We start from the raw sequence: 12,304 nt of genomic DNA, 5'->3' as shown, positions 1-12,304 counted from the left end.
GCTCTCTTGCTGTACTTAATCTGCTGCAAGCTCTTGTGTAGCCTGAACAGACATTTCCTTCGCTTGTCTGATGCAATCAGGCAAGCCTACGCCCTCATAACCTGCACCTGCAATGTACACACCCGGTAATTTGCTACCAAGCTCCTCACGGAGGGCGGCAATATGTTCGAGGTGTCCCACCGGATACTGTGGCATGGATTTACGTAGCCTTGTAATCTCGGAGAAGATCGGCACTGCTTCAATACCCATCGTCTCTCTCAGATCCTTGAGAACCAGATTCGTCAGCGCTTCATCCGGAAGCTCTACGTTCTGTTCGTCACCGGAGCGACCAACATAACAGCGGAGCAGTACTTTATCATCCGGGCTGGTATGCAGCCATTTCGTCGATGTCCACGTGCAAGCCGTAATATTGCGACCCTCTTTCCGCGGAACGAGGAAACCCGACCCGTCGAATACATGCTCCACCTCTTTTTTCTCAAAAGCGAGCACTACATTGGCTACAGACACATAGTTAATCGCATCCAGTGCCGCTGTGTCCACGTGAGGCTTCAACAGCTCAGACGCAACATACGTTGGCACAGTAACCACTACATCATCGGCTTCAAGCATTTCGCCATTATCCAGTTCAACACGGTATCTGGTTGGTGCTGCATCAAGACGTTGCAGTGACTTCACCGCGGTGTTCAGACGTTGATCCACATCCTGCAACTCATGGACGAGTGCATGAACAAGACTCTGGAGTCCCTGACGAAAGTTCAAAAAAGCACTTCGTTTTGTTCCGGTATGCGTCTCAGCCGGTTTGCGGCCTGTCATCATGCCCCGGATCAAGCTGCCGTAATCGCGTTCTACTTCTCCGAACTGCGGGAAGGTAGCCTGGAGGCTCAATCGCCGCATATCACCTGCATAGATTCCTGCGAGCAGTGGTTCCGTCAAGTTCTCCAGCACTTCTGCTCCAAGACGACGTTCAATCATATAACCGAGCGATTCATCCTCTGTTGTACGACGCGGCGGAATGACAAAATCCATCAACGCCCGCAGTTTGCCTGCCGGAGAGACCAGACCACTTCTCAAGAATGGTCTTAGTTCTGTCGGGATACCGAGAACAAGTCCTGCTGGCATAGGATGAAGCTTGCCACGCTGCATGATATACGTTTTCTTCGACTCCGGATTCTGACTGACCAATTCATGATCGATCTCCAATTCTTTAGCAAGATCAATCATTGCTGTTTTGCGAGCCAGGAAAGAATCTGGCCCTTTTTCAATCACAAATCCATCCCGGTGCAGTGTCTCAATCATGCCTCCCATGGACGAGCTTTTCTCGACCAAAGTAATCACAGGTTCAACTCCTGCTTCCCGGTAATGCTTGCGGATATAAAATGCCGCGCTGAGGCCGGTAAGGCCACCGCCGACAACAACAACACGGCGTTTCTTATCACCCATTACTCATCCGACCCTTGCTGCCATTGGCTTATAATAACGTCGCTTAAGGTCTCCATGTATAGAGGATCGCTATTGAGAGAATCAATACGCATCAGGCGCATGTCGATCTCTTTGGCAATCGATTTGGCCTCAATATCGAGATCATAGAGCACTTCGAGATGATCCGAGACAAACCCGATTGGTGCCACAAGCACATCCTCTACCTGTTCACGAGAAAGCTCCTGTAACGTATCCAGAATATCCGGTCCAAGCCAAGGCTCAGCTGTTCGTCCGGCACTCTGCCACGTAAATTGCCAATTCGTTATGCCTACACGTGATGCAATCACTTCCGAAGTCTCCAGCAATTGTTGCGGGTATGGATCACCCATCTCCACAATACGTGCCGGCAGACTGTGCGCACTAAACAACACCTTCACATCTCCGCGTTTTGCTCCAGCTTCCTCAAACGCATCCAACTTGTCACTGACACGTGTGGACAACGCCTGAATTAACTTCGGATGCAGATGATAACTCTCAATAAAGGACATATGAACGCCCAGCTCTTCTGCTTTTTCACGCGCACGTTTGATATAACTGCCTACACTCATCGTGGAAAAATGAGGAGCCAGTACAATACCAATCGCTGTCTGAATTCCATCCTTCACCATCTGCTCCACGCCATCCTCAATAAACGGATAGGCATGCTTCAGTCCTTGATAACAACGGAATTCCACATCAGTGCCACGCTCATCGCGGTTTAATGTCTCTTGAAGGGCCTTGACCTGATTGTCTGTGTTCTCCCGAAGTGGGAAAACACCTCCAACAATCGCTTCATAACGATCCGTCAGCTCTTTCAATTGCTCTGGTTCAGGCGGACGTCCTCTGCGGATATGTGTGTAATACGCTTCAACACTCTCCATATTTTCTGGTGTGCCATACGACATCACCAGTACACCTAGAGTATTAGTCATTGGTTACCGTCACCCCAGTCTTCATTGCTTCGGCCGAATATTCATGAATATACGCCGTTAATTCTCTGAGCTTCTCTAGCGATGCTTCAGGAAATAATCCGTGTCCGAGGTTGAAAATATAACCCGGCTCCTTGATTCCTTCGTCAATAATCACTTTGGCTTGCTCTTTAATCAGTTCCATCGGGGCAGTCAGCAAATATGGGTCCAGGTTACCCTGTACTGCAAACTTGCCACCAAGACGTTGACGCCCTTCCGAAATGGATACTCTCCAGTCCAGTCCAATCACATCGGCTTGCAGATTATGCAGTGCTGGCAACAACTCACCGGATGCAACACCAGGGAAATAAATCTTCGGTACATTCAAATCCGATAATTCGGTAAAGATACGGGTAATCGTAGGCAACACATATGTTCTGAAGTCTCTGGGAGAAAGTGCTCCAACCCAGCTGTCAAACAACTGGAATGCCTTACCGCCATTCGCAATATGCGCACGGACATATGTAATAACCATATCACCAAGCTTCTGCATCAGCTTGTGCCACACCTCAGGCTCGCTGTACATCATCGTTTTGGTGCGGATATAACCTTTCGAAGGTCGGCCTTCAATCAGATAACTCGCAATCGTGAATGGTGCGCCCGCAAACGTAATAAGAGGCACATCAAGCTCCTTATCCAGAATTCGAATGGTTTCCAGAATATGTGACAGATCTCCTTCTACGTCGATGGGACGCAGCCGATCCACATCTGCAGCAGACCGAATAGGATTATCGATAACTGGACCAATATTTTTTACAATGTCAAAATCAATGCCCAGAGAGGCAACCGGATTCATAATATCGGAATACAAAATAGCCGCATCTACACCAAGTTTGCGTACCGGCATGAGTGTAACTTCAGCCGCCAGCTCGGGTTGTTTGCAGATCTCTAGCAAGGAGTACTTTTCTTTAATTTTGCGATATTCAGGATCGTAACGTCCAGCTTGACGCATGTACCATACCGGGACACGGTCTACCTGTTGTTTGAAACTTGCCCGAATCAGTCGATCATTATAGCTCATGTAAGAAGCCTCCAATAGTTTTTGGACTCATAATTACCATTATGCCCTTTTTAAACAGCCGTAACAACCACATGCAGATGCGTTCTACGTGACAATACTATGACATTCCTTACACCCATCCCTCATATGCCAATTATGTTATAATGAAAGAATAGTGTTTTTTTGAGAATTACAGAAATATCTTTGAAAGGAAGTGAAAGCACTTTGAAAACGTGGAAAGTAAACCTCATTGTGCTTTGGTTCGGACAATTTTTGGTCAATTCGGGCATGACCATGATTACCCCATTTTTGTCTCTTTATCTCGCAAGAGATCTGGGCGTTGTTGGCGAACATGAAATTGGCATATGGGCGGGATTTATTTTTGCAGCCAATTTCCTCACCTCATTTTTGTTCCAACCTCTCTGGGGCAAGTTATCAGACAAGTATGGCCGAAAAGTAATGCTGCTGCGTTCGGGATTCGGGATGGCCATCGTAATTGCCCTTATGGGTCTGGCACAGAATCCTTGGCAGCTTCTCTTATTGCGTTTGCTTAACGGTACCATCTCCGGTTTCAATCCTGCGGCTGTTGCGCTGATATCGGGTACCACTCCGAAAGACCGCATGGGTTTTGCCATGGGAATCAGTCAGTCCGGGCAGGTTGCCGGCACAATCCTGGGTCCCCTTATTGGTGGCTTGTTAGCGGATGCGGTAGGCTTCCGCCCCATTTTCTACATTACAGGTGGATTGATCTTTGTTGCTTCCATGCTCGCCATGTTCCTGGTGAGAGAGAAGTTTGACCGTCAAGAAGCAGCCAAGCTACCGGCACAATCCGTATTGTCTGGTCTGAAGGAGTTGAACAAGTCACCTCAACTGCCCGCACTGTTTGCTGTGACGTTTCTGTTGCAGTTTGCAATGATCAGCCCCATGTCACTCTTGCCGCTGTATGTACAAAAATTGCATGCTTCGGATGTAAACGTGGCCTTCTGGGCAGGACTTGTCGGTGCAGTTACGGGACTATCCAATATGGCGATGTCTCCGATTCTCGGGAAGCTGAGTGACCGGATTGGTCCTCACAAGGTGCTGACGTTCTCCCTCATAGGTACAGGACTCATGCTTATTCCGCAGGCATTTGTTCAGACCGTGTGGCAGCTCATTCTTGTTCGTTTCATGATGGGTGTGTTCATGGGTGGCTTGCTTCCGAGCGTTAATGCCCTGATCCGTTCCTATACATCCGATAGCATGATCAGCCGTGCATTCAGTTTTAATACGAGTACTCTGGCGCTGGGCAACATGCTTGGAGCGATCATTGGAGGATTTATGGCAGGATTCATCGGGATCGAAGGTCTGTTTATCGTATCTGGCGGACTGCTGCTGCTTAATATGGTTTGGGTCCGATTTAAATTGTATAACAAACCTGCTTCTATTCGGGAATCCTGATTCCCTATCCATTTCTTAATGAGTACATCTTACTGTTTCATTTGAAAAAGCCGCTTCCAGCGCCTAATTGGCCTGAGAGCGGCTTTTGTCATTCATGCGCCATTCATCATTTATTTATTAGATTGAATTCTATCGGATAATGTTTCACACCAAACACAAAGGCACTTTGTATCGGTTGCAGAGCCGTTCCCGGCACAAGTTGAATGTTTCCCATGTGCTGAAGCAATGTATGAAGAACTACCCTTGCCTCCAAACGAGCGAGTGGTGCACCCAGACAAAAATGAATGCCAAAACCAAAGCCCATATGCCTGTTCGGCTTGCGATCAGAGATGAAATCTTCCGGTTTTTCAAATTGGGCACTGTCCCGATTGGCTGCTCCAACCCAGGAAATCACCTGCTCTCCAGCTTGAATCGACTGACCATTCAACTCTACAGTTTCCTTGGCGACCCGCCCGATCGCGACAATTGGCGGATAATATCTCAGCGTCTCTTCAATCGCAGAAGTAATCCGTTCAGGATGTTCGCGCAACTCCTGTTGTAGCTCGGGTTGTTCAGACAGAATACGAACCGCATTGGTAATCAGGTTGGTTGTTGTTTCATTACCGGCAGCAAGTAAGAGAATACAGAAGCCTACAACTTCATCTGAAGTCAATTGCTGACCATCAATCTCCGCAGCAAGCAGTAATGAGATCAGATCATCCTTGGGCTGCAACCGACGTTCTTCCATAATGCCAGTGAAATAGATATGCAACTCCTGCATATTTCTTTTTTTCTCCTCCAATAACTCCTGGAAGGCCTGCTCACTATCATCACGTGCACCTTTCACCAACACATCAGACCAGTCTTTGAACTTTTGACGATCCGCCGCAGGGACTCCGATCAATTCCGCAATGACAATGACGGGCAATGGTGTTGCAAGGTCATCAATAAGTTCCATATGTCCTTCTGACAGGTGTGGAGCAATTAACTCATCTGTGATTTCCTGAATACGCGGAGCCAATGCTTCAATTGCCTTGGGTGTAAACGCCTGGTTCACCAGATCACGCAGCTGTTTGTGTTTGGGAGGGTCTGTCGTCAACATGCTCGTATTCGCACGATCACGTGCAGAAGAGAACAGTTTCGGATTTTTCAGAACGTACTTCACATCTTCATAACCAAAAACATCCCAACATTCTCGATGCTCATCATATCGGACTGGAGTGTTATCACGAAGTTCTGCATACACCTTGAAGGGAGATAACCTCTCTTCCAAAGTCTCCAGTTCCCGAATCGGAATGTAATTTGCATACTTTCTCGGTGCCTGTTTCATCGTTTCTCCTCCAATCAATATTATATATTTATTTACATATGTTGATCACCCCTATTATAAACATAACTCTATTACGAAACCACTCTTTAGACCGTAATTGAGCCCCATTACCTAATATGCGTTACTATTACCCTCTCATTCTGTAACCCACTTCTGATATGAGTCCCAATTCGACATTCTTTTATTAAAATACATCGTTTTATCAGGACAAAAGACTCAATATGTAATATTAACTAACATTAAAAAGACTTATTTTTCTTCAAAACTACTAAAACCAACTCTCATCTATCTCTATTATAATGAATATTCTTTCGTAATTCCTCATAAATAACCATTTTACTCTCATTATCTATGAATGTAACCGATTACTCTACCGTTATCTATATTTGTCATATTACTTAACATGAAATACAATAAATTTGAAATGGTATACATATTCTTCTTAACAAACTTAACATCACACTTACTTGAAGGAGAGTGCTATTCATGAGTAAAACATCCAATCTTCGTCCCTGGGCCGTATGGAGTACCGCAGCTTTAACAGCATTGACCATCTCGTTGTCCCCCATTGGAACCTACGCTGCGCACGCAGCTACGGTAGAGGTGAAAGGCACAACAGGTGCTGTTCAGACAGCAACCACTACTCCGGCTCGCAATACTTCCATCCCTGCAATACCAGACTCTTCCAAGCAATCTGCACTCCCTAATGTATTGGTGATCGGAACTGGCGGAACGATTGCCGGTCAATCCGAGGATGCCACCAGCTTCCAGAATTACAAGGCAGGTACGCTTCCCATTGGAGAGATGGTAGACGCCTTACCGGATAAACAGAAGATTGCTGATGTTAGCACACTCCAATTCGGAAACTCAGGTTCAGGTTCCTATAGCATGACCGACCTCTATGACTTGTCGCAGACGGTAGACAAAGCTCTGACAATGTATGACAGTGTTGTCGTTACCACGGGTACAGATACAATGGAAGAAATCGCTTATTTCCTCGATATGACGGTTCAGAGTGACAAACCTGTCGTGATCACAGGCTCCATGCGTCCATGGACCGTCATCGGTTCTGACGCTCAAGCCAATCTGTACAACGCCATCAAACTTGCAGGCAGTGGTCGTACCACTTCATTCGGCACAGTACTCATGTTGAATGACACAATCCAGCTTGCTCGTGGTGTAACCAAGACAAATGATTATCGGACAGATACGTTTGAAACGCCGATGCTCGGCGCTGTAGGATATATTGATGAAGAAAACATTCGAATCTACCGTGCTCCTGCACGTGCCTTGAAACCTGAAGGCACAGCAAAGCCCGTATTTGATCTAAGTAAAATAACAAAGGCAGATCTGGCCAAAGTTGAAATTGCGATCTCATATCAAGAAGCTGGCGGCGGAGCCATTGAAGGATTCGTGAGTAGCGGTGCCAAAGGAATCGTGACTTCCGGTACCGGAGCTGGAGGTATCTCCAGAGCTATGGGACAAGCTCGTACCAAAGCCATTGAAGAAGGTGTCATCTTTGTGACCACCACTCGGACGGGTTCAGGAAGTGTGTATGGCGGCGGCAAAGGTATCATTGCAGGTGACAATTTGAGTCCTCAACAAGCTCGTGTATTATTGATGCTGGGCTTGTCCTTCAGTGATGATTTTGACACCATCAAAAAATGGTTTGAAACGTACGGAACACCTGAAGTATAAATCGAACTACTACAACGATATCTGCAAATACAAAGAAAGAGACGACACATTTTTGATCATTTAAAATGTTGTCATCTCTTTCTTTGTGTGTTTTTAGAAAACTCCGTACAGAATCACGATCCACCTCACAAATATAAGAGCGTGAGATCGTGTTTCATCGGAGTTTTATCTTTAGGAAATAACCACTTTTATTTCACCCAGGCAAGTACCAGCCCATCGTAGTCCGGTAACATCGTCGTCACCAGACGCGGGTCACTCGCCATCTGTTCATTGAAACGACGAACAGCCAGCACAGCCGGACCTTGCTTGTCCGGATTTAGTGTACGACCACGCAGGAAACAATTATCACCTACAATGACAGCACCTGGCCGGGCCAGCTTAATGGCATAGTCAAGATATACCGGATAATTCTCCTTATCTGCATCAATAAAGAAAAAATCGAATGTGCGACCTTCCTGCTCCAATTGCTCCAGGCTGTCTGCCGCCGGGCCAATGCGGTACTCCACCTTTTCGCCAAAACCGCCTTCTTCCAGATGACCACGCGCCATTGCCGCATATTCCTCTTTCAGTTCCAGCGAAGTCAGGGTTCCATTCTCACGCAAACCACGCGCAATGCAGATCCCACTGTAACCGCCCAGCACGCCGATTTCGAGCGCAGCTTCTGCTTTGGATGTCTTGGCTAGAAACGTGAGCAAACGTCCATACGCCGCCGCAACCGAAACTTCCGGCATGCCGTTCGAACGGATGGCCTCTTTCACTTTCAGCAAAAGCTCATCCTCTTGAAATAATTGATTTACATATTCATCAGGGGTCAGATTCACCACTAAAATCCTCCTTGGACACTTGGACTGCTTTCCATATGGATGCCAATGTTCTATAATAAATGTTTGTTATCAACACAGGCGGTTGACTGATGCATCACTTCGAAAGAGGAGTGCATACGTTCACCGCATTTCTCATTGTAAGTTTTTTCACGGAAAGCGGCAAGGCCGCACCGTCACTATACAGCAGAGAGAAGGATTTCCCTTCTCCAGCTTGAAATGGAGTTGAAATGAATCACATGGCTCAATTGCAATTGATTGCAACCTCGGCGATGGGACTCGAGGCTGTTGTTGCCCGGGAACTGAAACAACTGGGGTATGAAGATGTTACGATCGACAATGGACGGGTTTTCTTCACAGGAGATTATATTGATATTTGCCGTTGTAATCTGTGGCTGAGAAGTTCGGATCGTGTATTGGTGAAAATGGGTGAATTCCCTGCCACGACTTTCGACGAGTTGTTTGAAGGCACCAAAGCGTTGCCTTGGGAAGAGTGGATTCCAGCCGACGGTGAATTTCCTGTAGAGGGTCGTTCTCAAAAATCCCAGTTAAGCAGTGTGCCTGCATCACAAGGGATCGTGAAGAAAGCAATCGTAGAGAAACTGAAGCTGACTTATGACACAGAGTGGTTCCCAGAGGATGGGTCTCGTTATGTGATTGAGGTCATTCTGCTGAACGATCGCGCCCTGCTTACTTTAGATACAACGGGACCAGGTCTGCATAAACGGGGTTATCGTAAACTCGTTACCGAAGCGCCACTCAAAGAAACACTTGCTGCAGCTCTTATTCAGCTCAGCCGTTGGAATGTATCCCGTCCATTCTATGACCCATGCTGTGGATCAGGCACAATGCTGATCGAAGCCGCTATGATCGGCTGGAACATTGCACCCGGACTTCGTCGGACCTTCAACTCTGAGGACTGGGCTGTCATTCCTGAAGAATTGTGGGAACAGGCGCGCGAAGAAGCATTCGATGCTGTACGTGACGATGTCCCGTTACAAATTTCAGGTAGCGATATTGATCCGGAAGCGATTGAAGTTGCTATGGCAGCGATCAAAAGTGCTGGGTTCGCCAAAGATATTGAAGTCAGCGTCCTGCCCGCTCATCGCGCAAGACCACAGGGTGAATATGGTGTTATCATTACCAATCCCCCATATGGTGAACGTTTGAGTGAAGAAAAAGAAGTTCAGAAGTTGCTCCGCTCATTAGGGCGCAGTTACCTCGACATGCCAACATGGTCCTTTTTCGCAATCACGTCGACCAAAGCTTTCGAGGAGTATTTCGGTCATAAGGCAGACAAACGTCGCAAGTTGTTCAACGGACGAATTGAAACCCAGTACTATCAGTATTTGGGCCCATTGCCTCCACGAAATAAAGCACCACAATCTTCATAATCAATGCAAATACAAAGTGCTCCTGCCATCCATGGCTCGGGCACTTTTTTGTGCGCTAATCTGGTCATATGAATTCACTGACTTCGCTCTTCGATTCCGCAGAAATCAATTCTTCTGAGGCATAGTTGAAAACACATGAGGCCACGCTATAATGGATGGAGCCCTATTTTACATTCCGATAACAAAACAACAAAAGCAAGGAGGACATACATATGGTTGTCACTCGGCCTTCGCGCAGCTCTATGCCACGCGGGCTTCTAAACCATCCACTAACGTTATATCTTATTTTTCTTGTGCTCATGCTGCTCAAACTCATGTGGCTCCATCACAATCTTCACGCTTATAACATTACGATGGGACTGCTGGATAAAGTCATTGCCATTGGATCATTACTACTCCTGTCCTTCTGGACCTGGTTGCTGCCACGTAGAGGCATGATCGTGTCTCTCGCCGCGCTTAACCTGCTGCTTACCGCACTAATCTACGCCGATATGGTGTATTATCGCTATTTCCAGGATTTCTTGACCATCCCGGTATTGTTGCAGGCGAGACAAGTTGACGCATTGGGTGACAGTATCGCTACATTGATCTACACAAGTGATCTCTGGTTCTTTGCCGACTGGCTTGTCGTCATTCCGTTCGCAGCTATCGTACTGTTCAGCAGACGTTACCGTTCGAAGCACTCCAGTACGTCTGTTTCTGGTTACGGGAGTTATTGGTATAAGGATGGCAAGGCACGGTTGCGCCGCCGTCTCACGGCTGGCAGCATCGCCCTTGTGCTGGGACTTGGCCTCGCTGTCGGCCCCATTTATTTCTACAGCAAAACATGGGCCAAAGGCCTGTTCGATAACAACTGGTGGAATGTATCCATGTACAATGTGACCGGACTGCTCGCTTTTCACGGTTATGATCTGTACAACTTTGCCAAAGACCACATCGGCTCCGGGCCGCAGGCTGAACCCGCTGATGTTGAACAAGCAAAGGCATTCTTCGCCGAAAGGCAAGGGACTGCCCTGCAGAATGATGCCTTGTTTGGCAAATATAAAGACAGCAACGTCATCATTGTCCAGGGTGAGGCTTTTATGAACTTCATGATTGGCCAGAGCATTGGCGGTCAGGAGATCACACCGTATTTTAATGAACTGATGAAGGAAAGTCAGTATTATAGTCACTTTTACCACCAGACAGGTCAGGGCAGAACGTCTGATGCCGATTTTGGCGCAAACATTTCCCTACATCCACTTCCAGTTGGATCAGCCTTTGTACGATATGCAGACCATACGTATGATTCCCTACCTTCCATTCTGAAGGATAACGGGTATAGCACCAACGTATTTCACGCTTATGAGAGTGGATTCTGGAATCGGTATACGATGTATCAGAACATGAAGTACGACAAGTTTTATAGTAAAAATGATTTTGCACAGGATGACCCACTTGGCTGGTCCCTATCTGACGAATCCTTTTTCCGCCAATCCGTTGAGAAAATGAGTAGTGAGGTGACCGAGCCGTTCTATTCCTTCCTCATTACACTTAGCAGTCACCATCCATACGCCCTGCCTAAAGAGAAACAGCAACTGGATGTAGGCGAGTTCCAAGGGACCATGTTTGGTAACTATCTGCAATCCGTTCATTACGTGGATTCGGCGCTCGGCAAGATGGTCGAGGATCTGAAAAATCGGGGATTATGGGAAAATACCATCTTTATGTTCTACGGAGACCACGACAACTCGATTAAAGAACGATCACAATACGAACAGTTCCTGGGACGTTCGCTGAACGAACTGGATATGGCACAGATCATGAACGAGGTCCCCCTGCTCGTGCATTTACCGGACGGAGCAGCTGCCGGAACCATCGACGAACCTTCGGGACAACTGGACATCACGCCTTCCGTATTGCATTTGCTAGGCTTATCCGACCTGTCCTATTATCACATGGGTAACGACGTATATGACGGGTCTGGGCGTACGGTTGTGCTGCGTAATGGCGCATTCTCGGATGGTTCTGTATTCTATATTCCATCGGATGATTATATCTACGAGAATGGCGCTTGTTATGACTTGTCAACACGTGACAAAACAGATATCAATGCTTGCCGTCCAGGTCATGATGAAGCAGCCAAGCGATTACATGTCTCGGACACCGTAATTACCTATGATTTGATTCAGCGCTTTCGAGAGGAAGACAGTTCAACAGCAACATCGCAATGAGCAATA

The 12,304-nt window shown here is 47.0% G+C and carries 9 protein-coding genes; 4 read left to right on the top strand and 5 right to left on the bottom strand.

What is annotated here, in order from left to right; genetic code table 11:
* Positions 1–15 precede the first annotated feature (15 nt).
* From hemY to hemE, 3 genes are read right to left on the bottom strand one after another with little or no spacing between them, the layout of a single operon-like run.
* Entirely contained in the window at positions 16–1,440 is a 1,425-nt protein-coding gene (gene hemY / locus MKY44_RS08640; protein ID WP_341006781.1) for a protoporphyrinogen oxidase, read from the bottom strand.
* Positions 1,440–2,390 (bottom strand): ferrochelatase, encoded by a 951-nt coding sequence (gene hemH, locus MKY44_RS08635; RefSeq protein WP_341006780.1) that lies wholly within the window; start codon positions 2,388–2,390, stop codon positions 1,440–1,442. The genes hemY and hemH overlap by 1 nt, the downstream gene beginning before the upstream one ends.
* Positions 2,383–3,447, bottom strand: a complete 1,065-nt coding sequence (gene hemE, locus MKY44_RS08630; protein WP_341006779.1) for a uroporphyrinogen decarboxylase — start codon at positions 3,445–3,447, stop codon at positions 2,383–2,385. Before hemE ends, hemH begins: the two co-directional genes overlap by 8 nt.
* Before the next feature lie 204 nt (positions 3,448–3,651).
* Here hemE and MKY44_RS08625 point away from each other — a divergent pair, with 204 nt between their 5' ends.
* Entirely contained in the window at positions 3,652–4,863 is a 1,212-nt protein-coding gene (locus MKY44_RS08625; RefSeq protein ID WP_036670103.1) for an MFS transporter, read from the top strand.
* 106 nt (positions 4,864–4,969) lie between these two features.
* On the opposite strand, the gene MKY44_RS08620 is transcribed toward MKY44_RS08625, so the two are convergent.
* Positions 4,970–6,172, bottom strand: a complete 1,203-nt coding sequence (locus MKY44_RS08620; protein ID WP_341006778.1) for a cytochrome P450 — start codon at positions 6,170–6,172, stop codon at positions 4,970–4,972.
* A 486-nt stretch (positions 6,173–6,658) separates the two neighbouring features.
* On the opposite strand from MKY44_RS08620, the gene MKY44_RS08615 reads away from it, so the two are divergent.
* Complete coding sequence (locus MKY44_RS08615; RefSeq protein WP_341006777.1) at positions 6,659–7,870, top strand: asparaginase; 1,212 nt, start codon at positions 6,659–6,661, stop codon at positions 7,868–7,870.
* Positions 7,871–8,058: 188 nt separating this feature from the next.
* On the opposite strand, the gene MKY44_RS08610 is transcribed toward MKY44_RS08615, so the two are convergent.
* Complete coding sequence (locus MKY44_RS08610) at positions 8,059–8,691, bottom strand: O-methyltransferase (RefSeq protein ID WP_036670998.1); 633 nt, start codon at positions 8,689–8,691, stop codon at positions 8,059–8,061.
* A 239-nt stretch (positions 8,692–8,930) separates the two neighbouring features.
* Here MKY44_RS08610 and MKY44_RS08605 point away from each other — a divergent pair, with 239 nt between their 5' ends.
* Positions 8,931–10,085 carry a THUMP domain-containing class I SAM-dependent RNA methyltransferase gene (locus tag MKY44_RS08605; protein WP_074094429.1) on the top strand — a complete coding sequence of 385 codons (1,155 nt, stop codon included), beginning with the start codon at positions 8,931–8,933 and terminating at the stop codon, positions 10,083–10,085.
* A gap of 212 nt (positions 10,086–10,297) precedes the next feature.
* Entirely contained in the window at positions 10,298–12,298 is a 2,001-nt protein-coding gene (locus tag MKY44_RS08600; protein WP_341006776.1) for an LTA synthase family protein, read from the top strand.
* Positions 12,299–12,304 lie beyond the last annotated feature (6 nt).

This window comes from Paenibacillus sp. FSL R7-0026, from assembly GCF_038004485.1.
GTDB lineage: Bacteria > Bacillota > Bacilli > Paenibacillales > Paenibacillaceae > Paenibacillus > Paenibacillus xylanexedens_A.
This window is presented reverse-complemented; position numbering and strand designations above follow the sequence as displayed.